Here is a 22869-nt window from a genome sequence, read left to right on the forward strand (position 1 = left end):
ACGCGTGTGCCTGAGTACGCCTACTCAGATGCCGGGAGTACGTCGTCCGTGACCCGGGACGCCTGGCCGGCGGAGGCCGGGCCTGCGGGGGCGGGAGCGGCGGGCGCCGTCGGCACGTCGCGCGCCGCCCAGCCGATGACGGACGCGGCGGCGGCGAGGACGGCGACCGTGGTCAGGGCGAGCGGCAGCGTGAACCAGTCGGCGAGGAAACCGATGGCGGGCGGGCTCAGCAGCATGCCGCCGTACCCGAGCGTGGACGCCGTCGCGACCCCGCCGGGCCCCGCCAGCGCGCCGGCCCGGCCGATGGCCATGGGGAAGATGTTGGCGAGGCCCACACCGGCGACGGCGAAGCCCAGCAGGACGACCCAGACGGACGGGGCCAGGGCGCCGACCAGCATCCCGGCCGTGGCGGTGGCCCCGCCGAGGACCAGGGCGCGGGTCTGGCCCAGCCGCTCCTGGAGGACGGTGCCGGAGAGCCGGCCCGCCGTCATGGCGAGGGCGAAGAGCGCGTACCCGGCCGCCGCGAGACCCGCGGACGCGTCGAGGTCCTGGGTCAGGTGCAGCGCGCTCCAGTCGGCCATCGCGCCCTCGCCGTACGCGGTGCAGAGGGCGATGACCCCGAAGACGACAACCGCCCGGCGGGTGCGGCGGTCGGGCTTCGCCGGGGCCGCCCGCCCCGGGAGAGCGGAGCCTTCCCTCGGCAGGGCCCGCTCCTCGTGCGCCCCGACGGGCGCCGGGTGGCGCACCAGCGCGGGGCCCGCCACGGCGATGACCGCCAGGCCGAGCCCGGACAGGAGCAGCAGATGGACGGTGGGGGAGAGGCCGCCCGCGAGCAGCCCGCCGAGCCCCGCGCCGGCCATGCCGCCCAGGCTGTACGCGGCGTGGAAGCTCGATATCACCGGCCGCCGCAGGGCGGTGACCAGGTCGACGGCCGCGCTGTTCATCGCCACGTTGGCCGCGCCGTAGGAGGCGCCGAAGACCAGCAGCACCAGGCCGAGGGCGAGCGCCGAGTGGGTCAGCGGCGGCAGGACGATGCTCAGCGAGAGCAGCGCCACGCTGCCGACGGTCACCGGGTGGTTGCCGAAGCGGCGGCAGAGCCGTCCGGTGAGGGTCATGGTCACGACGGCGCCCGCGGAGACGCCGAGGAGCGCGAGGCCGAGGTGGCTCTCGGAGGCTCCGGTCTGTTCCTTGATCGCGGGGATGCGGACCACCCAGCCGGCGAACAGGAAGCCGTCCAGTGCGAAGAAGAGGGTGAGCGCGGTACGGAGGGCGGAGAGCGAGGACGCGGCGGCGGGCGGGGCGGGGCTTACTTTGTTTCGGAACGGCACAAAAGGAGGATAGGGGCGGTGCCCCGTTCCGTACAAGGCGTCCGTCACCCCTCCGGATCATGGGAGACTCGCCCCCATGAACGGCAAGGCGACCACCCGGGCGAAGCTGGAGAGAGGCCGTGGCGCGCTCGGCCCGGCACTGGAACTGGTCCACACGGGACGGGCGCCCACCCGCGCCGTCCTCACCGCCGAGCTGGGTGTGACCCGTGCCACGGCCGGCGCGGTCGCGGCGGAGCTGGAGGCGCTGGGGCTGATCCGGGTCGATTCGCGGCCCGGGGCGGCGGCCGGTTCGCAGGGCCGTCCCTCGCACCGGTTGTCCGTGGACGACACGGGGCCGGTCGTGCTCGCCGCCCAGATCCACGCCGACGGCTTCCGGGCCGCGCTGGTCGGGCTCGGCGGCCGGATCGTCGCCACCGCGCCCGCCCGCGGCACGGTCACGGCCGACCCGGCGCAGGTGCTGGGCGAGGTGGTCGAGGTCGGGGCCGGGCTGTTGCGCGCGAGCGGCCGGCGCTGCGTCGGCGCGGGCCTCGCCGTCCCGTCGGCCGTCGCCGAGCCCGAGGGTACGGCCCTGAACCCGCTCCACGTCGCCTGGCCGGCCGGCGCCCCCGTCCGCGAGATCTTCGCGGAGCGGGTGGCGGCGGCGGGCATCGAGGGCCCCGCCTTCACCGGCAACGACGTCAACCTCGCCGCCCTCGCCGAACACCGCCACGGCGCCGGGCGCGGCGCCCAGCACCTCCTGTGCGTCGCCACCGGCCACCGGGGCGTGGGCGGGGCGCTGGTCCTGGACGGCCGCCTGCACACGGGCAGTTCGGGCCTCGCCCTCGAAGTGGGCCACCTCACCGTCAACCCCGAGGGTCGCCCCTGCTACTGCGGCGGCAAGGGCTGCCTGGACGTCGAGGCCGACCCGCTGGCCTTCCTCACGGCGGCGGGCCGCGAACCGGGCCCCGAGGTCTCGCTGTTGCAGCAGTCCCGCGACCTGCTCGGCACGCACGGCACGGACCCGACGGTACGAAGAGCCGTCGAGGAACTGATCGACCGCCTCGGCCTCGGCCTCGCCGGCCTGGTCAACATCCTCAACCCGGACCGCATCATCCTCGGCGGCCTGCACAAGGAACTCCTCGAAGCCGACCCGGACCGCCTGCGCGCCGTGGTCGCGGACCGCAGCCTCTGGGGCCGCAGCGGCGGAGTCCCCATCCTGGCCTGCACCCTGGACCACAACAGCCTGGTAGGCGCGGCCGAAGTAGCCTGGCAACCGATCCTGGACGACCCACTGGCCGCCCTCGCGTCCTGAGGCCGGCCGTGATCGTCATTGCCGCGGAGTCCGCCCCGATCGCGATCACGGCCAGTGCCGCGCACACCACCCCGGCGGCCTCCGACAGCCGCCGCGTCTCCGCGACCGCCTCCGCCAACAGGTCGGGCAGCGCGGCGGTTTCGGGGACGAGGTGACGGCGGCGTACGGCCGTGCGGGCCACGTTCGTGCTCGCCGGGCCCTCCTCGAAGGCGAGACCGGTCCAGTGCTGGACCTCGGGCCTGCCCGCGGTCCAGAGGTAGAACGGCGCGTACTGGTTCACCACCGACTCCGGGCCGCGCTCACGCATCAGGTACGCCTTGAGGCCCAACCCGGCGAAGTCGTCCAGGAGATGGCCCTTGGTCGCGACACGGGTGCGGATGATCCCCATGTCGTAATCGGCGGGCAGGGTGATCTCGTACTGCATGGTGTGCATACGGGCGGTCCTCCGTGGACGCGGTCGGGACAGGAGTCGGGCGGGGGCGGGGCGTCAGGGCGTCGCGGTGCGCGGCGGCAACAGCGCCGACAACCCCCGTACCCCCGCGTCGAACGCCTCCGGCGACCCCGACGCCCTCGCGAGCACGTAACCGCCCTGCACGGTCGCGGCGATCGTCGCGGCGACCTCCGCCGGATCCAGCCCGGCCGCGAACTCGCCGCCCGCCACGCCCTCCTCGACGATCTCCGCGAGCCGCGCCCGTACTCCCGGAGTGGTACGCGTACCGCCGCCGGGCGTACGACGACGCGGGGCCCCTCCCGGGGTGAGGCTCGGGGGTGACGGAGGGCGGCGGGGAGGCCGGGAGAACGGCTTCCGGATGACCGCGGCCGCCTCCACCGAGGAGCTGACCGACATGAACACCCTGGCTTTCGACGGCGGGCCCGGCCCGTGGATCCTCTTCTTCCCCCTGGTCTGGGCGGCCGTGATCCTCGCCGTCGTCACCCTCCTGCGCCGCACGGCGGGGCGGGGACGCGCCCTCGCCCACCGCGGCCCCTGGCGGGCGCCGCTCACCGGCCGTGGCGACGGCGGCCCCGCACACGACGAGCGGTCGCCGATCGCCCTGCTCGGCCGCCGGTTCGCCGCGGGCGAGATCGACGAGGACGAGTACTGGCGCCGACTGTCCGTACTGGACGAGCAGTTCGGCCGTACGGGGAAGGGCGGCGGCGACCTGTGAGCGCTCCGTCCGATCCCGTCCGGGCGCGGAGGGCCGTTCGGGTGGATCCGGCCCCGGGCCCGCCCCGTACGCCCGTACGCCCGTACGCCCATACGCCCATACGCCCGAGGGTCCGTTCAGCCCACGACGGTCGAACGCGCGTCCGTGGGTCCGTGCTCCCTGATCACCGCGCTCAGCTCCGACCCCCGGAAGGGGCCGTCCGTCGTCGCCCCGTACACCGGGCGCGGCGGCAGGGCCAGGGCGGCCGGCGGCGCGGGCAGGGTGAACCAGATGCTCTTGCCCAGCTCGCCCTCGGGGCGGATGCCCCAGCTCTCGCTGACCGCCGCGATCAGGGCCAGGCCGCGGCCACCGGTGTCGAGGAGTTTCGCGTCGTTGACCGTCGGCACCCGTGGGTCGTGGTCGCTGACCGAGACCGTGAGCCGGTCGAGCAGCAGCGCGATGTCGACGGTGCACAGCTTGTCCGGCTGCGCGTGCCGGTGGACGTTGGTCAGCAGCTCGGTGACTCCGAGCGCCGTGGGGTCGATCAAGGGATCGAGATGCCAGTAACGCAATTGCGCGCAGATGATTCTGCGGACCTGGCCGATCCGCGACGGCAGGGCCTGGAGCTCCACCGTGCAGTGCCTGCTGGGCTGGCTGATCACGGCTGCGACTCCCCGAATTGAGGTCCGGAAGACGGCGAAGGACCGGATCCAGCAACTGGCTCGCTGCTGTTCCCGCCCGGCGGGGGCTGGAGATCTCAGCGTCACCGCCGGTGCACCCTGAGTGAGGGGTGAGACCAGAGTGAACCAGGGGATACGGCTCCGCAACTCGCGGACAGCGGGGGAGGGCCCGGCGACCGGCCTCGGGCCGGTCCCGGCCCGGACTCAGCCCTTCGTACGGGTCGCCCTGCTCACGGCCTCCAGGAACCGGCCCGCCAGCGCCGACGCGTCCGGCCTGCGGCCGCCGGTGCGCTGGCCCATGGTCAGCCGGTAGCGGGTGCCGTTCACGGTGGCGACCGTGCTGCCCTTGCCCGCGAACCACGGCCTCGCCGCCTGGACCGCCCGGAGCGGAGCACTGTCGATCACCCGGCCGTAGCTGGTCAGCAGCGCCAGCCTGCCGTCCTGGATCAGCACCTGCCCGGCCCGGGTGAGCGAACGGGGCCACCGTTCTATCCGTACGCCGCGCGCGCTGAAATCGGGCTCTGCCATGGCCTGTCAGCCCCCTCCGTGCCACTGACCCGAGCGTGGTCCTCACCAGTATGCCGGTCGCTACCAGAAGCTGATGCCATGGATACCCAAAGTCATCATTTGCCCAGATGGTGGCGGTAGCGTGACGCATCGGGGACCGGAGTGGACCACTACGGAGGAACGGCGCTCATGACCGAACAGGACAGCGTGGGACCGGCCGCGGACGGCCCGGGAACGGGCGTCGTGACCATCGACGTGAACCGCAGCGACCCGCACTACCGCGCCTGGCTCAAGGAAGCCGTACGCAAGGTCCAGGCCGACGCCAACCGCTCCGCGGACACCCACCTGTTGCGCTTCCCGCTCCCCGAAGCGTGGGGCGTGGACCTGTACTTGAAGGACGAGTCGACCCATCCGACCGGCAGCCTCAAGCACCGCCTGGCCCGCTCGCTCTTCCTCTACGGCCTGTGCAACGGCTGGATCCGCCCCGGCAAACCGGTGATCGAGGCCTCCAGCGGCTCGACCGCCGTCTCCGAGGCGTACTTCGCGAAGCTGATCGGCGTCCCGTTCATCGCGGTCATGCCGCGCACCACCAGCCACGAGAAGTGCCGGCTCATCGAGTTCCACGGCGGGCAGTGTCACTTCGTCGACGAATCGAGGACGTTGTACGCGGAGTCGGCGCGCCTCGCCGCCGAGAGCGGCGGCCACTACATGGACCAGTTCACCTACGCGGAGCGGGCCACCGACTGGCGGGGCAACAACAACATCGCCGAATCGATGTTCCAGCAGCTGGAGTTGGAACGCCACCCCGAGCCCGCCTGGATCGTCGCCACGGCCGGTACGGGCGGCACGTCGGCGACCATCGCCCGCTACGTGCACTACATGCAGTACGACACCCTCATCTGCGTGCCGGACCCGGAGAACTCCTGTTTCTTCGACGGCTGGACCCGGGGCGACGCCACCGCCAGCACCGACTGCGGCTCCCGGATCGAGGGCATCGGCCGCCCCCGGATGGAACCGAGCTTCGTGCCCGGCGCCATCGACCGGATGATGAAGGTCCCCGACGCGGCGAGCATCGCCGCCGTACGCACCCTGGAGCGGGTCGTCGGGCGCAAGGCGGGCGGCTCCACCGGCACCGGACTGTGGAGTGCCCTGCGCATTGTGGCGGAGATGGTCGCCGAGGGGCGGCAGGGCAGTGTGGTCACGCTGCTCTGCGATCCCGGGGACCGCTACCTCGACAAGTACTACTCGGACGACTGGCTCGCCGCGCAGGGACTGGACATCGCCCCGTACACGATCACCCTCGAACGTTTCCTGGACACCGGGGTCTGGCCGTCCTGACCCGTCCTGACCCCTCCCGCCCCGTCCTGATCTGTCCTGATCGGCAGGAGGCCTTCTACGCCCCGCCGCGCAGCAGGCGGTCGACAGCCCGGCCGAACACCCTCCGTCCGGCCCGCGCGGTGAGCGGGCCGAACGCCCCGGGCAGCAGGCGCAGCCGGAGGTCCTCCTCCCACGTCACGGACGATCCGCCACCCCGCGCCCGTACGTGGATCTCGGCCCACCCGAGCACCGCCGTGCCCCGCTTCTCCAGCCGGCACCGGCCCGGCGCGTCCCCGGCCGGCGGCTCCCACAGGACCACCTCCATCGGGTCGTCGAACCCGACGGCTCCCACCGCGCTCCGCGCGACGAACACCGTACCGACCCGGGTGGGCCCCGGTGTGGGCACGGAGATCGTCGTCAGCGGCACCTGGTCGGCGTGCGCCGGCCAGTCGGTGAGCCGCCGCCAGGCCTCCTCGGCGGCGAGCGGTGTGGTCCGCTCGATACGGAACGCCGTCACCCGGACCCGCCCTCCTCCGGCTCGCCCGCCACCACCAGGCCGGGCAGCACCTCGGCGATCTCCGCGCGGGCCCCCGCCGACAGCCCCGCGTCCGTCACCAGTGTGTCGACCTCGTCCAGCGTCGCGAACGAACTGAGCCCCACCGTGCCCCACTTGGTGTGATCGGCGACCACCACCACCCGGCGCGCGGAGCGCACGAACCGCCGGTTGGTCTCCGCCTCGCCCAGGTTCGGCGTCGAAAGACCCGCCTCCACGGAGATGCCGTGCACCCCGAGGAACAGCACGTCGAAGTGGAGCGAGCGGATCGCCTGGTCGGCGATCGGACCCACCAGCGAGTCCGACGGGGTCCGCACCCCGCCCGTCAGCACCACCGTTGCCGCGCCGGGCCGCCGCCCGCCCGCCGCCCCGGCCGACTGGGCCGCGTGGAACACGTCGGCGACCCGCACCGAGTTGGTCACCACCGTCAGGTCCGGCACGTCCAGCAGATGCTGCGCCAGCGCGTAGGTGGTCGTACCACCCGACAGTGCGATCGCACTGCCCGGCACGGCCAGCTCCGCCGCGGCCCGCGCGATGTCCTCCTTCGCGCTCAGCTCCAGCGCCGACTTCGCCTCGAAGCCCGGCTCGTGCGTGCTCGCCTCCACCACCGGCACCGCGCCGCCGTGCACCTTCTCCACCACACCCTGCCGGGCGAGCGCGTCCAGGTCCCTGCGCACGGTCATGTCGGAGACCTTGAGCTTGCGCGTCAACTCGTTGACCCGGACCCCGCCCCGCCGGCGCACCTCGTCCAGGATCACGGCACGGCGCTGCTCCGCGAGGAGATTCTGGTTGTCGCTCACCACGGGAGCTGTCCTTCCGCTTCGGCCTGCCTGTTTCATCCTCCCACGCGCCTGTGACCCGTGCGGCGGGGTTGGCGGCGGTGGCACCCGGGGAAGTACCCGGCACCGGCCGATCCCGGCATGCGGAGGGCGAGTGACCGAAGTGTTCCCCGAGACCCCTGTTCCCCACCGTGGCGGACCCGCGCTCGAACTGCTCGTCCACGGTGTCGGTGGCACCACACCGCAGGAGATGCTCGACGACCCGCGTACGGTCCGCGTCACGGGCGACAACACGGCGGCGGTCTTCCGCCGCGCGGACGACGTGGACGCGGAGGACCGTACCGCCGAGGCCCGTACCCGCGAGGACCCGGCCGGAGACGGTACGGACGCCCGCGACCGGCCGGTCCCGGAGGCGTACGTGTGGTGCAACCTCACGTCGGGGAACGGCTCGCGGGCCCTGTGGCTGTTACTCCTGCCCTTCATGGTCGTCAACCTGGCGCACTGGATGCGCCCGGCGACCAGGGGCCTGATGAAGTCCCAACGGCTGTACGGCGTCCTGGTACGGCTGGTCGCCCTCACCCTCACCGTCCTGCTGACCGCCGCCGCCTGCGAGGTCGCGCTCGACCTCACCGCGTGGCAGTGCGCCGGTTCCGCCCGCTGCGTCGCCGACCGGTCCTGGCTCGGATTCCTCTCCCCGGAGGGCCACGGCTGGTGGGCGCAGCCCGGCCGCCGCCTCGCCCTGGCGTCCGTGGTGCCCGCCGCGCTGGTGGGCCTGCTCTGGTACCTCTCCAACCGGACGTGGAGCGCCTACGAGTCCCAACGGCCGCCCACCGACGCGCGCCCGGGCGGGTTCCCGGAGACCGAGGCCGTCCCTCACACCGGCACGGACACCGACACCCGGACGGACACGGGGACGGACACCGGCACCAAGACGGACACCGGCAGCCCCGTCCCCCGTCCCGCCCTGGGCCGCCCCGGCTTCTGGTACGGCCGCCGCCTCGTCGCCCGCCTCCGCGCCGCCCACACCGCCGCCGGCTTCCTCACCGTCGCCACCTCCCTCGTAGGGGCCGCCGCCCACCACGACCGGGACGCGGGCGGCGCCACCGCCGACCTGCTCGGCCGCCTCCTCCAAGCGGCGCTGGTCGTCTGCGCGGTCGTCGTCGTCCGGGTGGTGTGCAGCAGGGGCCGCGGCGAGCGCCGCCGCGACGCCACCGTCGACCGGGCGCTGGTGACCTGGCTGCCCGTCACCTCCCTCGCCCTGCTGGCCGCAGCGATGCTCTACGGCGGCTGGTCACGCCCCCGCTGGGTCTCGTCCGGCGCGCTCCCCAGCGACCTCACCTTCCGGGTGATCGTCCTCACCCAGGTCGCCCTGATCCTCGCCCTGTTGGTCACGGCGAGCGCCCTGCACCGCAGGGCCCCGCACGAGAGGACCGTCCTGCGGGGCCTCGGCGGCCCCGCCGTCGCGATGCTCGCCTGCGCCCTGGCCGGGGTGATGACCGGCGGCGTCGCCCAGCGCGTGGCCGACTGGCTGGACGGCGGCGCCACCCCCGGCATGGGCGAGGGCGCCATGGCCGGCCCGCCGGTGCTGCTCAGCTGGCAGGCCGCCGCCATCCCGGTCCTGCTGGTGCTGCTCCTCGTCCCGCTGACGGTCCTCGCCGTCCGCACGCTCCGCGCCGGGCGCCGGCTGGCCCCGGTCGTGGAGGCGGAGTACGGCGACGTGAGCGCCGACCCCCTCCGTACCCGCCAGATCGCCGGCGCCCGCGCGCGGGCCGCGCTGACCGACGCCGCCCCCTGGCTCGTCGGCACCCTGTCCGGGGCCGCGCTGCTGCTCGGCGCCGCCGCCGTCGCCGGGTCGTGGCTGAGCGGCGCCGTGCCGGGACAGGCGGCCGAGGGCAGCAACTCCCTGGTGGAGTCCGCCGCCGACACCGCCCAGGCGCTGGGCTCCTGGCTGATCGGCCTCGGCTTCATACTGTTCGTCACCTGGGGCCGCCGCGCCTACCGCGACCCGTCGGCCCGCCGCACCATCGGCATCCTCTGGGACGTCGGTACGTTCTGGCCGCGCGCCGCCCACCCCTTCGCCCCGCCCTGCTACGCCGAACGGGCCGTGCCCGACCTCACCTGGCGGATCGCCTCCTGGACCGGCCGGACCGGCGGACGGCTCGTCCTCTCCGGGCACTCGCAGGGCAGTGTGCTGGCCGCCGCCGCCGTCTGGCAGCTGCGCCCCGCCACCCGCCGCCGCGTGGCCCTGCTCACGTACGGCTCACCCCTGGAACGCCTCTACGGCCGCTGGTTCCCCGCCTACTTCGGCGCGGGCCCCCTGGCCGGCCTCAGCAAGGAGGTGCACTGCTGGCGCAACCTGTGGCGCGCCACCGACCCGATCGGCGGCCCGGTCAGGATCCCCGCCGACGGGGACCGGCCCGAGGTGGACCGCGGACCGCTCAAGGACCCGCTCGCGTACGGCCGTTCGGCGCGCCACCCGCTGCCCGAGCCGATCCTCGGGCACTCCGCCTACCAGAGCGACCCGGTCTTCACCGAGGAACGGGACGCGCTGCTCGACCGGTTGCCGCCCGCGCCACTCCCGCGCCAGAACACCTCACGCCGGAACACCTCACCCCACAAGTCCTCGCGCCCGGACACCTCGCGCCCGAACCCGCCCGGGAATCAGGGCAGTTCGGGAAGGTCGTCCGGGTAGAGGAGCGTCAGGTCGTCCGTGCTGGTCTGCGGCAGCTGGGCGACCCGGCCCGCGTGCCGCTCCACCATCGACTCGAACGTCTGCCGCGCGGTACGGCCGTTGCCGAAGGCGGGTCCCTTCGGCAACACGGTGAAGTACTTGAGCAGCGCCTCACCCGTGCCCTCGCCGAGCCGGTACTCCTGCTCCTCGGACTGCTGCTCCACGATCCGCAGCAGCTCCTCGGGAACGTAGTCGCTGAAGGTGATGGTGCGGGAGAAACGCGACGCCACACCGGGGTTGACGGTCAGGAACCGCTCCATCTCCACGGTGTAGCCGGCGACGATCACCACGACCGCCTCGCGGTGGTCCTCCATCAGCTTCACCAGCGTGTCGATGGCCTCCTTGCCGAAGTCCCGGCCGGAGTCCTCGGGCGACAGCGCGTACGCCTCGTCGATGAACAGCACACCGCCCCGGGCGCGGTCGAACGCCTCCTGCGTACGGATCGCCGTGGACCCGATGTGCTCCCCGACGAGGTCCACCCGGGACACCTCGACCAGATGGCCGCGCTCCAAGACGCCGAGGGAGTGGAGGATCTCGCCGTACAGCCGGGCCACCGTCGTCTTGCCGGTGCCGGGGGAGCCGGTGAAGACCAGGTGGCGGCGCACGGACGCGGCCTTGAGCCCGGCCTCCTTGCGGCGCCGGCCGACCTCGATCATGTCGGTGAGCGCCCGGACCTCCCGCTTGACGCTCTCCAGGCCGACCAGCGCGTCCAGCTCCCCGAGCACCGCCTCCGCCGCGCGCGCCGCTGCCGGGGGCGCCTCGGCCGCCGCCGGTGCGGCGGCGGGACGCGGGGGCACGGTGTTGAGCAGTCCGCCCGAGTGGGCCGCGACCGGCACCGGCGGCGGCTCCGCCGGCGGGGTCAGCACCCCGCTCTCGTCGCTCGTGCAGTCCTCGGCGACGGGCCCGTCCTCCGCGAACTCGTACCCGCCGCGCGCGCAGCGCTCCGTGCGGCAGCGGGTCAGCGTCGACCGGCAGCCATCCATCACGTGGAAGCCGTACCCCCCGCTGCCGGTGACCCGGCAGTTGTGGAACGTCCCGCGCCCCTCGGCGGAGACGTAGAAACCCGCCTCGGCCGGCGAGGTGACCGTGCACCGCTCGATCGTCGGGTCGGCGCCCTTGGTGACGATGACACCCGTCTGCACGGAGTCGATCGTGCACGAGTTCAGCGTGCCGCCGCTGCCGTGGTCCCGGAACCACGCCCCGGTGGAGGCCTCCCTGATGCGGCAGTCGTCGAGCTGCGCGGTCGCGCCGTCGCTCACCGACACGGCCGTGTTCCGCACCTGCGAGAGATCGCTGTCCACGACGTCGACACGCGAACCGCGGTCGAGGACGAAGAGCGCGTCGGGGACGTCGTGGAGCCGGCACGCGTCGAGCACGGCGGTGGCGCCGTCGCTGATCCACACCGCCGGGTAGTCGCCCGTACTGTCGTGGATCTCGCACTGGTTGGCGTCGACCCGGGTGCCCGGGTCCCACACCGAGAGGCCGTTGCGGCCGAAGCGGCGGACGGTCGAGCGGGTCAGCGTCAGCACCGAGCGCGACCGCAGGTCGATCGCGTTCTCGGGGATGTCGTGGATGTCGCAGTCGGAGAGCGTCAGCACGGCGTCCGTGTCGAGCGTGATGCCGTCGGCCGAGGTCCGGTGCACCGACGAGTCGGTGAGGTGGGCGGTCGCGCGCGACGCGATCTGGACCCCGGTGCCCTTGATCTCGTACACCTCGCAGCCGAAGGCCTCCAGGCCGCTGCCCTCACCGGTGACGGACAGGCCCGCCCCCGACGCGTGGTGGACGCGGCAGCGCTCCAGCCGCGGGTGCGCGCCCCCGCGCACCGAGAATCCGGACTGCCCGGCGGCGACGACCTCGCACTCCTCGAACACCCCGCCGGCCCCGTCGATTATGCCGATGCCGACCCCGGCGGGGTTGTCGACCGTGCAGCGGCGGACGGTCGGGCGCGCCGCGCCGCCCCGTACCTCTATCCCGGCCGCGGAGCGGGTCACCACCCGCAGGTCCAGCAGCTCGGGCGTGCCGTCCTCGACGAGCACGGCGGGCGCCGTCGTGTCCTGGCCCTCCACGTGCAGGTCCTGGATCGTCGCCGAGGCGCGGACGGTCAGCGGTACGCCGTCGACGGGCGCGATCCGCACCGAACCGAGCGAGCCCTCGGGCCCGCGCAGGGTCACGGCGCGCGCGACGATCAGGTTCTCCCGGTACGTGCCGGGCGCGATCGTCAGTATGTCGCCGTCGGCGGCGGCCTCCAGGGCTGCGGCGAGGGAGGCGTATTCGCCCGTGCGGCGCCGCCAACGCGATGTTCCGGTGTGCGTCACCTGGACCGTGCCCTGTGCCATGGCGCTGTTGTGCCCCCACCTCGTGCGTGTGCGCGTGACGATCCGAACCGGGGCCTGCCCGGGCCCCGCCCCGGTCCGGCAGGATCCGGCAAGATCCGGAAGAGACGGCCTGGCCGACCCGGGGGCACCACCGTAGCGCGCGCGGCACCGCTGGGTTGACGCAAGCGCGGGTCTCGCCCCGGGCCCGCGGCCGGCGGGCACCCGCCGGTGCTCACGCGCGGTGGCGGTCTCTCAACTCCCCGCGCCCGTGCGGCCCCAGTCGGGACCTGCCTTCGCCCAGGCCCGGTCGAGCAGGTGGTACCGCCGCCGTACGAGTCTCCAGACGACCAGCCGCCGCAGGAGCTCCACCAGCACCGCCGCCATGAGCGCTGTGGTCGCGCCCGCCGTCACGGCGTTGAGCCGCGCCCAGCTGCCGTCCATCGGGCTCTTGACCGGCTTGCCCCGGGGGTCGGTCCAGATGGTGAACGTCGAACCGGCCGCCGTCCGGTGTCCGGGCGCGGTGAGTGTGCCGGTGCGCCGCGTGCCGTCCGCGGCCGTCCACGCCGCGAGGACACGGCCGCCGCCGTCGTGGTCGACGGCCGACTCGGCGTCGAAGGCGTTGTGGTGGTGCTCCTTCGGCTGGCCGGTGACCGTGACGGTCGTCCGGTGCCGCTCCTCGCGCTGCAGACGCACCGTGTGCTGCAACGAGGAATTGATGCGTGATCCGCTGACCCAGCCGGTGGCCGGCGCGGCGAGGGCGAGCAGCAGCGCCGCGACCAGCGCCACCCACGCCTCCATGAGATCGGTGCCCCGGCGCAGGGGATTCTTGCGCCAGCGCCAGAGTCCGACGATCGATCGCACAGTCCCGCACCCCCTTCCGTGTCCGTTGTAGCCCGGGACGGCTCGCGTGATGCCCGGCGGACAAGGAGAGAGAGCAAAGTCACTTCGATGTCCCATGCACCCAACGTGCCTGCCACCGCCCGGAGTTCCCGTCGGGAGCGACTTTCACGCGAAGGGGGACGTGTGCCCCCGGTTCCCCGTCTCCCCGGTGCGGACGGGGAGTTGGGGAGATCGGGGGCACGAGAAGTACGGGTAGGACCTCCACCCTGGTACGTCGTCGTACGGGACTCGGGGGCGGTCAGTACCCCCGGCTCTGGTACGGCCGGTTGTACGGGTCCTCGTACGGGCCGGGCTGCGGAGCCGGCGGGCGCGGCGCCGCGGGGCGCATCGCCTCGTACCCGGTGCCGGGCATCGGGCGCTGCTGCTGTTGCTGGGGCGGCGCGCTCTGGTAGCCGCGGGGCGCGCCGACCTGCTGCGGGATGTACGGCGCGGGCGCGTGTTGCAGCGGGACGGGCTGCTGCATCGGAGCCTGCTGCTGGTATCCGCCGTACGCCGGGGAGGGCGCGGACGGACCCGCCGGGAGGGCCGGCAGGGCGGAGGGCAGAGCCGGCAGATAACTGTTGCCCGGGTCGTAGGCGGAAGGCACTCGGATCGGGGCGATCTGAGGCGTGCCCCGCTCCGCGACCAAGGAGTCGTAGATCGGGGTGTCCGGGAACGACGGCGCGGTGTAGTAACCGCCGCCGTAGGTGGCGCGGGGGGAGGTCATGGAACATAAGTTAAGCCCACCGTGTGCCGGTTGGGGAGCCCCCATCTCGGGCTCATCCGATTTACGCTGGTTCTGTGCGACCGACCGGCCATAGCGGCGTTAAAGGTTTTGTTAACGCCGGAGGCATTTCTTGTTGCGGAGGCCTCCCGGATAACGAGAAGTGGCGGCCGGGCTACAAAGGGCGACGGCCCGTCACGGTGACGGGCCGATAGCGAAAGCGAGGCGTGCGGGGCCGCTTCCCGCGCCCTACGGCCGGCGGGCGCGCGGCAGGGCTCCCTGCCCCTGGGCGGGCACCTGCGGGGCCGCGCCGGTGGTGTCGGTGAGCGTGAAGACGACGCGCGTACCGGGGCTGTGCGCGGGGTCGACGGTGACGGTTCCGCCGTGGTGTTCCACGATCTTGCGGCACAGCGCGAGGCCGATGCCGTTTCCCGCGTACTGCTCACGGGTGTGCAGACGCTGGAAGATGACGAAGACGCGGTCGGCGAACTCCGGCGCGATCCCGATCCCGTTGTCCGTGACGGCGAACTCCCACGCTCCCGCGACCTGTCGGACGCCGAGATGAATGAGCGGAGTGCGATCCGGGGAGCGGAACTTCACGGCGTTGCCGATCAGGTTCTGGAGCAGCATCCCGAGCTGCGTGCGCTCTCCCCGCAGGACGGGCAGCGGGTCGTGCGTGACGACGGCCCCGGATTCCTCGACGGCCATGCCGAGGGAATCGACGGTCCGGTCGAAGAGTTCGTTCATGTCGACGTCGACGTAGTCGGTCAGCAGGCGGCCGACGCGGGAGAAGCTCAGCAGGTCGTTGATGAGGCCCTGCATGCGGTTGGCCCCGTCGACGGCGAACGCGATGTACTGGCGGGCCCGGTCGTCGAGGTTTTCCGCGTAGCGGCGCTCCAGGAGCTGGCAGAAGCTCGCCACCTTCCGCAGCGGTTCCTGGAGGTCGTGCGAGGCGACGTACGCGAACTGCTCCAGCTCGGAGTTGGAACGGCGCAGTTCCTCGGTCTGGGTGGTCAGGGCCGCCTGCGCCGATTCGCTGACCGACAGCTCGGCGGCGAGCCGCGTCCGCATGAACTCGACGTCCGCCGCCAGCATGCGCAGGTCGACCGGGCCCGAACCGGACACCGGATGGGCGAAGTCGCCGGCGGCGACCTTCCGCACGTCGAGCGAGAGCCGGTCGAGGTGGGCGGTCACCCCGCGGCGCAGGCCGACGAAGACCAGGCCCGCGAGCGCCAGGATGACCAGCGCCATCGCCGAGAAGGTCCAGTTGCGGAAGGCGCGCGCGCCCTGGAGGTCGGCGCGGGCCTTGTTCCGCTCCGCCCGCAGGTGCTCCTGCTGGGCCGACACCGCCTTGCGCAGGGAGTCGAAGAGCTCCCTGCCCTCCTCGGCCCGCTGCCTGGCCGTCGGGATGGGGTCGGCGGAGGTGGCGACCGGGTCCGCGATCAGGGTCCGCCACCGCTGCGCGCGGTCGTCCACCGCCGCGAGGTCGCGCGCGGCCACCGGGTCACCGCCGCCGAGGAGCCTGAGCTGCCGTACCGCCGCCCGCTGCCGGGCGGTGCCTTCGCGGTACGGGTCCAGGAACTCGGACCGGCCGGTGATGCCGTACCCCCGGATACCGGTCTCCTGGTTGATCAGGGCGCTCTCCAGCTGGACGGACGCGATCAGGGCCGGGCTCGACCGGTCGACCAGCCGGTTGTTGATGGCGGTGGAGCGGGCGAAGACCCAGGCACCGCAGAGCGAGAGCCCGAGCAGCACCACCAGCGCCAGCGAGGTCCCGGTGAGCAGCCAGCGCCGCGTGGTCCATTCCGGGACGAAGCGGCTCGCGGTCCCTCGGCTCTTGCCCGACGTCTCCATGCCCACGCTTTCTCTCCGCGTCGCCCGAGGCGGCTGACGCGGGCGCGGTCAGCGTACCGTTGCCGGACAACAACTGTTGTCACGGGCACCCACCGGCCGGGGACCGCGGCCACAACTTTTGCGGGGGCGGCCCCTGCGGCGCAAGGTGAGAGAGCGCGGGCTCCGCCGCGCCGCCGGCGCCGGCCGTTTGCGCCCGTCGGCGGAGGGCAGGCGGCATCGGCCCCCTCCGCGGCCCTCGCGAGGGCCCCACCTCGTCCGTTCCGTACAGGAGGAAAAGTGTCCGCTGACGCGAGCTCTCCCGCGGGCCCCGTGCCGGGGGACGCTCCTCGCGACCCCGCCGGCCTCCGCGACGACCGTGCCCCCTTCGATCCCGACGCCGTCCGCCGCGCCGTCGCCGCCCGCTTCACGGCGCTGGCCGACGCGGGCGCCCTCCGTCTGCCCCTGCCCGGCGCGGGCCGCACCCGGGAGCGCTTCCGCGCGCTCTCCGACCTGGCCCGCGAGGACCTGTCCCTGGCCCGGCTGGCGGAGGGGCACACGGACGCGGTGGCGATCCTGCACGAGCTGGACGGCCCGCGGCCGCGGGACGGCGAGCGCTGGGCCGTGTGGGCGGCCCAGCCGCCGGGCCCGGGCCTCCACGCCACGCAGGTCCCCGGGGAGGCGGACGGGGACGGCGGCTGGCGGCTGACCGGCGTCAAGCCGTACTGCTCGGGCGCCCACGTCTGCACGCACGCGCTGATCAGCGCGGACACATCCCAGGGGCGGCGCCTGTTCGCGGTACGGCTGGACGGGGCCGGTGTGTCGCCGGTGCCCGGCACCTGGCAGGCGGTCGGCATGGCGGGCAGCGACTCGCCGGACGTCACGTTCTCCGGCGTCCCGGCCGTGCCGGTCGGCCCGGTGGGCGGCTACGTCGACCGCCCCGGCTTCCAGCACGGCGGGATCGGGGTCGCCGCCTGCTGGCTGGGCGGCGCCCTCGCGGTCGCCGGCACGCTGTCCGGCGCGGTACGTCACCGCGCGCCGGACGCGCACACCGCGGCGCACCTGGGCGCGGTCGACGTCCTGCTCGGCGCGGCGGAGACGGTCCTCGAACGCGCCGCCGACGACATCGACGCCGACCCCGCCGACGCGCTCGGCGGCGGCCGGATGCGCAGCCTGCGGGTCCGCGCCTTCGTGGAGAAGGTCTGCTCCGAGGTTCTCACCCACGTGGGACGGGCCACCGGAGCCGGCCCGCTGTGCCACGACGCCGGGCACGCCCGCGCGGTCGCCGACCTGACCGTCTACCTCCGCCAGCATCACGCCGAACGCAACCTCGCCGAGCTGGGACACCTCATCGCCGACCACCTGACCGCCGACCACCTGACATCCGACCGCGCGACCGCCGACCCCCGGAACGAGGACGCGCGATGAGCGCCGTACCCCGCCCCGCCGCGACCGGAACCGGGCAACAGGCCGCCGCCGACGCCATCGACGCCCAGGGCACCCCGGAGGCGCGGTGGGCCGCCTGGGCGCCCCTCGCGGACCTCCCCGCCGTCGCGCTGCCCGCCGGCCCCGTGGTGGTCGTGGCCGCCCACCCGGACGACGAGGTGCTCGGCTTCGGCGGAGCCCTGTCCGCCCTTGCGGCCACCGGCACCGAGGTGCGCCTGCTCTCCGTCACCGACGGCGAGGGCTCCCACCCACGGAGCCGGCGGATCGACCGCGCGCGCATGGCCGAGCTGCGGGAGGCCGAACTCCTCGCCGCCCTGGCGGAGTTGGGCCTCCCGGGGCTGCGGCCCACCCGGCTCGGGGTGCCCGACACCCAGGTGCACCGGCACGAGGCGCGGGTGGCCGGGGCGATCGGCGGACTCCTGCGGGAGACGGGCGCCGCCCTGTGCGTGGCCCCGTGGGCGGGCGACCTGCACAGCGACCACGAGGCGGCGGGACGCGCCGCCCGGGCCGCCTGCGCGACGGCCGGCGTACCGCTGTGGTCCTACCCCGTCTGGATGTGGCACTGGGCGCGGCCGGGGGACCCGCGCGTCCCGTGGGCCGACGCCGCCCGCCTGCCGATGCCGGCCGCGACCCTGGCCGGGAAGACCCGGGCGGTGGGGCGCTTCACGAGCCAGATCGCTCCGCTCGCCGAGGGGAAGGAGAACGCGCCGATCCTCCCCCCGGAGGAACTCGCCCACCACACCAGGCCGTTCGAGGTGGTGTTCCGATGACCGCGCCCACCGGCGCCTCCACACCCGCCGACTACTTCGACGGCATGTACCGGGGCACGTCCGACCCCTGGGACCTGGCCGGCCGCTGGTACGAACAGCGCAAGTACGGCCTGACCGTGGCCTCGCTGCCGAAGCGCCGCTACCGCTCCGCCTTCGAACCGGGCTGCTCCGTCGGCGTCCTCACCGCACTGCTCGCCCCGCGCTGCGACCGGCTGCTCGCCACCGACCGGGTCCCGGCCGCGGTACGCGCCGCCGCCGACCGGACCGCCGCGCTTCCCCAGGTGGAGGTACGACGCCTCACCGTGCCCGCCCAGTGGCCGGAGGGCCGCTTCGACCTGATCGTCCTGTCCGAACTGCTCTACTACTTCGACGACACCGCGCTGCGCGAGATCCTCGACCGCACCGTCGACAGCCTGGAGCCCGGCGGCACGCTGGTCACGGCGCACTGGGACCACCCCGTCGCCGAACACCTCCGTACCGGTACGGAACTGGCGCCGCTCCTCGCCGCCGTACCGGAGCTCCAGCCGCTCACCGACCACCGGGACCCCGACTTCGTCCTGCACACCTTCGCCCGGCGGCACCCCGACGGGAGTCCGGTGCCCTCCCCGGCCGAGGAGGAGGGGTTGGTGTGAGCACCGCGACCGGCGGCCCCTCCGCCCTCGCCGTCGTGGTCCCGGCCCACGACGAGGCGGGACACCTGCCCGCCACGCTGCGGAGCGTCCGTACCGCCGCCCTCCATCCCGGCGTCGCCGGTGTCACGGTGCTGACCGTCGTCGCGGCCGACGCCTGCACGGACGGCACCGCCGCCGCGGCCCGGCGCGCGGGCGCCCTGGTCGTCGAACTGGCCCGCCGGAACGTGGGAGCCGCCCGCGCGGCCGGGGTGAGCGCCGCCCTGGACCGCCTCAGGGCCCACGGCGACGGCGTCTGGATCGTCACCACCGACGCGGACACCCTCGTACCGCCGCACTGGCTCGCCCACCACATGCGCCACGCCCGCGACGGCTGGGACTGCCTCGCGGGGACGGTACGGCTGGCGCCGCACGCGGCGTTGAGCCCGGCGACCGCCGCACGCCACGACGCCCGGTACTTCGACGGCCGCCCCGCCGTGCCCGCGCTCTGGTCCCACCCGCACGTCCACGGCGCGAACCTGGGGATCGCGGCGGCCGCCTACCGGCGGGCCGGCGGCTTTCCGCCGCTCGCCTACAGCGAGGACCGCGCGCTGGTCGCCGCCCTGGAACGCGACGGCCGCCGCATTCTCCGGACCGACCTGTGCCCGGTCCTCACCTCACCCCGCTCCGACGCCCGCGCCCCGCACGGTTTCGGCGCCCACCTCCGCGCGCTGGCACGCTCGGAGGACTAGATCACACAGGGCCGGAGCCGGATTCGTGGTCCGAGCCCGGGTCCGAGCCCGGGAAGGTCACACCCGTCAGCGCCTCGGAGGCCTCCCACAGGCGCGCCGCGAGCCGCACGTCCCCGGCCCGCGCGGGCACCTTCGCCGGGGCGGGCGGGCCGCTCAGCTCGGCGAAGCCCGCCGGGGCGTAGTAGGCGCCGCCCTCCGCCCGCCCGCCCGTCGCGGCGAAGAACGGGAGCAGGGACCCGCGGGTCACGTCGTTCCCCAGCCCCGGCAGCTTGTAGAGGCGGGCCGAGAAGCGGGCCACCAGGTCCGGGCGCCCGCCGCCGAGGCTCGGGCCCGCCACGTGGAAGTGGCCGGACACCCCGCCCGGATGGACGGCGTTGCTGCTGATCCCCCAGTCGTGCAGCCGGCTGCGCCGGTCCAGCTCCAGGGCGAAGACGAGCAGCGCGAGCTTGGACGTGCTGTGCACGGCGTACGGGTGGTACGTGCCGGTGCCGGCCAGGTCCTCGGCGGCGAGGTGGGCGGTACGGGCCGTGAGGCTGCTCATGGCCACCACGCGCCCGCCGCCCCGCCGCAGCACGGGCAGGAGCAGTCCGGTCAGGGCGAAGGCGCCCAGGTAGTTGGTCGCCATCTGCAACTCGAAGCCGTCGTCGGTCCGCGTCCGCCGCGGCGGGGCGAGGATCCCGGCGTTGTTGACCAGATAGTGCAGAGGCGCCCCCTCGGCGTTCACCCGCGCGCCGAGGTCCCGCACCGAGGCGAGCGAGGACAGGTCCACCGCCTCCACCCGCACCCGCGCGCCGGGCGCCGCGTCGCCGAGGCGCTGCGCGGCCTCCGCGCCCTTGGCGGTGTTCCGTACGGCCAGGACGACATCGGCGCCCGCCCGGACGAAGCGGCGGGCGACACCGAACCCGATACCGCTGTTGGCACCGGTGACCAGGGCCAGGCGGCCTCGCAGGTCGGGGGCGGCCTCACGGGGGAGGGCCTTGGTCATCGGGGACTCCGGGGGACTCCGGGGGAGAGGCGGAAGGGGACATTCTGCTCGTCTCGGCACCCGCCCCGGAACCACCGAACGGGTGACGGGCCGCCCCGAGGCCCGGGGCGGCCCCCGGCGCACGCCCGTACGTACCCTGGGAAGAATGAGCGGCACCACGTTCGAGAACCCGACCGACGCCGACCTGCTGTCCGCCGCGCGGAACGGGGAGGTGGCCGCGGTGGGCGCCCTGCTCGAACGGCACCGGGCGGGCATGTGCGCGGTGGCGCTCGGGGTGCTGGGCACGGTGCCGGACATGGAGGACGCCGTCCAGGACGCGTCGCTCATCGCGCTGCGGCACATCGGCGAGGTGCGGCAGCCGGAGTCCGTCGGCGCGTGGCTGCGTACGGTCGTCCGCAACGTCTCCCGCTCCCGGCTGCGCTCGGCGGCCCCCACGACACCCGTCCCCGACCTGTCCGTGCTCGCCGTGGAGGCGACAGGACCCGAGGAGATCGTCGACCGGCACGCGACGGGGGACTGGGTCTGGCGGGCGGTCGGCGAGCTGTCCCCGACCCTGCGCATGACGGTGATGCTGCGCCACTTCAGCCCGCGGACGCCCTCCTACGAGGAGATGGCCGCGCTGTGCGGGGTGCCCGTCGGCACGGTCCGGAGCAGGCTCAACGAGGCCAGGCGGAAGCTGGTCGAGGCGATGAGGGCGACGTCCGACTCGGTGCACGACAACGCCCTAGCCCTGTCCCGGGCCAGCGCCCGGGACGCGGCGGAGACGCTGGCCGCGGCCGAGCAGGGCCGGTTCGCGGAGCTGACCGCCGAGCGGTGGACACCGGACGCCGGGTACTACGCGGGGCGGCAGCGCCTGGGTGACCGGGACTTCCTCATCCGCGGCATGGCCGGTGACCTGGAGGCGGGGGTGCACCAGCGCTTCGTGAGCGCGGTCACCAGCCGGGACATCACCATCTGGGAGATGGACCTCCTGAACCCGCCGGACAGCCCGGACCACTGCCCGCCGGCCGTCGCCTGGCTGATGACGAACCGGAACGGCAGGATGAGTGAGCTGCGCCTCTTCCACGCCCCCGCCGCCTGATCCGGCCGCCCGGAAGCACGGCCCGCCCCACCCCTCCCTGATTGTGATCTGAATCACATCGAACCGATCGAACTTCTCCGGCGCCTCCGCGTCCTGTGGGTGTCCCAAGTACCACCCACCTGGAGAGACCCGATGCAGAACAAGACGACCGATCTCCTGTCCCCCGGAACGCACGACATCGAGGTGGACGGCCTGCGCCAGCGGTACCACGTGCACGGCTCAGGACCGGTCTGCCTGGTCGTGCCCGGCGGTCCCGGCGTGGACTGGAAGCCCACGCGCGTCCCCGCCGCCGAGGAGTTCCTGACCATGCTGTACGTGGAGCCGCTCGGCACCGGCGGCTCCCAGCGGCTTCCGTCCCACCCCCACGGCTACACACGCGAGCGCTACGCACGCGGCCTGACGGGCCTGCTCGACGCCCTGTCCCTGCCGCGCGTCCTCGTCCTCGGGCATTCGTACGGCGGCTTCGTCGCCCAGTACCTCGCGCTGCACCACCCGGACCGGCTCAGCGGCATGGTGCTGTACGAGAGCGCCCCGGTCACCGGCCCCGAGCACATGGCCGAGTCCGCCGCCCGCGTCGAGGAGTTCGTCCGCCGCAACGGCGACCGGCCCGACCTCCCCACCGTCCTCGGCGGCCTCCAGGCCTCCGGGACCGCCAGGGACGACACGACGATCACGGCGGCGCTGCGCGATCTGCTGCCCGTCTCCCTCGCGCGCTACTGGGAGCGCGAGGACGAGTTCCGCGGCCTGCGCGAGACCATCACCTGCACCTACATCTCGTCCCTCGACGAGAACCTGGAACCTGACGTCATCGACGACCGGGCCGCCCTGCCGGCGGTCACCGTGCCCACCCTGGTCATCGTCGGCCGGTACGACGTGATCTGCGGACCCCGGTGGGCGCGGGAACTCCACGCCCTGATCCCCGGGTCGCGGCTGGTCGTCCTGGAGGACAGCGGGCACCTGGGCCACCTCGAAGAACCCGAGGCGTTCGCCGACGCGGTACGGACGTTCGCCCGGTCCGCGCTCGCGTAGGTCCCGGGTCCCGACCCCCGGCCGGTCAGGACCCCGTACCGGCCGGGGGATCCGCGCCCGCGACGGCGGGTCCCCGGGGGTCGGAACGGCCCGGTGGGGATTAGGTTGGCAGGAGGTAG

The 22869-nt window shown here is 74.2% G+C and carries 20 protein-coding genes and 2 pseudogenes; 10 read left to right on the forward strand and 12 right to left on the reverse strand.

Translation table 11 applies throughout. The annotated features are described in order from the left end of the window. Positions 1-20 precede the first annotated feature (20 nt). Positions 21-1328 (reverse strand): MFS transporter, encoded by a 1308-nt coding sequence (locus HA039_RS31515; protein WP_167035133.1) that lies wholly within the window; start codon positions 1326-1328, stop codon positions 21-23. A 76-nt stretch (positions 1329-1404) separates the two neighbouring features. Here HA039_RS31515 and HA039_RS31520 point away from each other — a divergent pair, with 76 nt between their 5' ends. Further along, entirely contained in the window at positions 1405-2619 is a 1215-nt protein-coding gene (locus HA039_RS31520; RefSeq protein WP_167035135.1) for an ROK family protein, read from the forward strand. Positions 2620-2665: 46 nt separating this feature from the next. On the opposite strand, the pseudogene HA039_RS31525 reads toward HA039_RS31520, so the two are convergent. Both HA039_RS31525 and HA039_RS31530 read right to left on the reverse strand, forming a co-directional pair. After that, positions 2666-3052, reverse strand: a pseudogene (locus tag HA039_RS31525) (DUF4865 family protein); the annotation flags it as partial. 54 nt (positions 3053-3106) lie between these two features. Further along, positions 3107-3313: pseudogene (locus tag HA039_RS31530) on the reverse strand (TetR family transcriptional regulator C-terminal domain-containing protein); the annotation flags it as partial. A gap of 151 nt (positions 3314-3464) precedes the next feature. On the opposite strand from HA039_RS31530, the gene HA039_RS31535 reads away from it, so the two are divergent. Further along, a complete protein-coding gene (locus tag HA039_RS31535; protein WP_167035137.1) occupies positions 3465-3785 on the forward strand; it encodes an SHOCT domain-containing protein in 321 nt (106 codons plus the stop codon). A gap of 116 nt (positions 3786-3901) precedes the next feature. Here HA039_RS31535 and HA039_RS31540 read toward each other — a convergent pair whose 3' ends face one another. Next, entirely contained in the window at positions 3902-4426 is a 525-nt protein-coding gene (locus HA039_RS31540; protein WP_208298743.1) for an ATP-binding protein, read from the reverse strand. A gap of 222 nt (positions 4427-4648) precedes the next feature. Next, on the reverse strand, positions 4649-4972 hold the full coding sequence (locus HA039_RS31545; RefSeq protein WP_167035139.1) for a hypothetical protein: 324 nt from the start codon (positions 4970-4972) through the stop codon (positions 4649-4651). Positions 4973-5140: 168 nt separating this feature from the next. Between HA039_RS31545 and cds1 the strand changes: the two genes are divergently transcribed. Further along, entirely contained in the window at positions 5141-6289 is a 1149-nt protein-coding gene (cds1, locus tag HA039_RS31550) for an L-cysteine desulfhydrase Cds1 (protein WP_167035141.1), read from the forward strand. A gap of 55 nt (positions 6290-6344) precedes the next feature. Here the strand turns inward: cds1 and HA039_RS31555 are convergent, their stop codons facing one another. Next, entirely contained in the window at positions 6345-6785 is a 441-nt protein-coding gene (locus tag HA039_RS31555) for an SRPBCC family protein (protein WP_167035143.1), read from the reverse strand. Beyond that, positions 6782-7621: a DeoR/GlpR family DNA-binding transcription regulator gene (locus tag HA039_RS31560; RefSeq protein ID WP_167035145.1), complete on the reverse strand. Its 840-nt coding sequence runs from the start codon at positions 7619-7621 to the stop codon at positions 6782-6784. Before HA039_RS31560 ends, HA039_RS31555 begins: the two co-directional genes overlap by 4 nt. Before the next feature lie 142 nt (positions 7622-7763). Between HA039_RS31560 and HA039_RS31565 the strand changes: the two genes are divergently transcribed. Next, on the forward strand, positions 7764-10292 hold the full coding sequence (locus HA039_RS31565) for a hypothetical protein (protein ID WP_243870286.1): 2529 nt from the start codon (positions 7764-7766) through the stop codon (positions 10290-10292). Here the strand turns inward: HA039_RS31565 and HA039_RS31570 are convergent. The 4 genes from HA039_RS31570 to HA039_RS31585 all read right to left on the reverse strand — a co-directional run bounded on the left by HA039_RS31570 (position 10262) and on the right by HA039_RS31585 (position 16103). Next, entirely contained in the window at positions 10262-12667 is a 2406-nt protein-coding gene (locus HA039_RS31570) for a right-handed parallel beta-helix repeat-containing protein (protein ID WP_167035147.1), read from the reverse strand. The genes HA039_RS31565 and HA039_RS31570 overlap by 31 nt on opposite strands. 231 nt (positions 12668-12898) lie before the next feature. Further along, complete coding sequence (locus HA039_RS31575; protein WP_167035149.1) at positions 12899-13507, reverse strand: Rv1733c family protein; 609 nt, start codon at positions 13505-13507, stop codon at positions 12899-12901. Positions 13508-13784: 277 nt separating this feature from the next. Beyond that, entirely contained in the window at positions 13785-14252 is a 468-nt protein-coding gene (locus HA039_RS31580) for a DUF6643 family protein (RefSeq protein ID WP_167035151.1), read from the reverse strand. Between the two features lie 246 nt (positions 14253-14498). Next, a complete protein-coding gene (locus tag HA039_RS31585) occupies positions 14499-16103 on the reverse strand; it encodes a sensor histidine kinase (RefSeq protein ID WP_167037919.1) in 1605 nt (534 codons plus the stop codon). Positions 16104-16379: 276 nt separating this feature from the next. Between HA039_RS31585 and HA039_RS31590 the strand changes: the two genes are divergently transcribed. The 4 genes from HA039_RS31590 to HA039_RS31605 are packed head-to-tail and all read left to right on the forward strand — an operon-like array spanning position 16380 to position 19655. Then, on the forward strand, positions 16380-17507 hold the full coding sequence (locus HA039_RS31590; RefSeq protein ID WP_425086393.1) for an acyl-CoA dehydrogenase: 1128 nt from the start codon (positions 16380-16382) through the stop codon (positions 17505-17507). Continuing rightward, entirely contained in the window at positions 17504-18295 is a 792-nt protein-coding gene (locus HA039_RS31595) for a PIG-L deacetylase family protein (RefSeq protein ID WP_167035153.1), read from the forward strand. Before HA039_RS31590 ends, HA039_RS31595 begins: the two co-directional genes overlap by 4 nt. Continuing rightward, a complete protein-coding gene (locus HA039_RS31600; protein ID WP_167035155.1) occupies positions 18292-18927 on the forward strand; it encodes an SAM-dependent methyltransferase in 636 nt (211 codons plus the stop codon). Before HA039_RS31595 ends, HA039_RS31600 begins: the two co-directional genes overlap by 4 nt. Beyond that, the gene (locus HA039_RS31605) at positions 18924-19655 is read left to right on the forward strand and encodes a glycosyltransferase family 2 protein (protein ID WP_167035157.1); all 732 of its coding nucleotides are present in this window, start codon (positions 18924-18926) and stop codon (positions 19653-19655) included. The genes HA039_RS31600 and HA039_RS31605 overlap by 4 nt, the downstream gene beginning before the upstream one ends. Before the next feature lies 1 nt (position 19656). Here the strand turns inward: HA039_RS31605 and HA039_RS31610 are convergent, their stop codons facing one another. After that, entirely contained in the window at positions 19657-20640 is a 984-nt protein-coding gene (locus HA039_RS31610) for an SDR family oxidoreductase (RefSeq protein WP_167035160.1), read from the reverse strand. Positions 20641-20785: 145 nt separating this feature from the next. Between HA039_RS31610 and HA039_RS31615 the strand changes: the two genes are divergently transcribed. Both HA039_RS31615 and HA039_RS31620 read left to right on the forward strand, forming a co-directional pair. Beyond that, positions 20786-21721: an RNA polymerase sigma factor gene (locus tag HA039_RS31615; RefSeq protein ID WP_167035162.1), complete on the forward strand. Its 936-nt coding sequence runs from the start codon at positions 20786-20788 to the stop codon at positions 21719-21721. Positions 21722-21853: 132 nt separating this feature from the next. Next, positions 21854-22750, forward strand: coding sequence for an alpha/beta fold hydrolase (locus HA039_RS31620; RefSeq protein WP_167035164.1), 897 nt, complete (start codon positions 21854-21856; stop codon positions 22748-22750). The last annotated feature ends 119 nt before the right edge of the window (positions 22751-22869 follow it).

The organism is Streptomyces liangshanensis, assembly GCF_011694815.1.
In the GTDB taxonomy this organism is placed as follows: Bacteria; Actinomycetota; Actinomycetes; order Streptomycetales; family Streptomycetaceae; genus Streptomyces; species Streptomyces liangshanensis.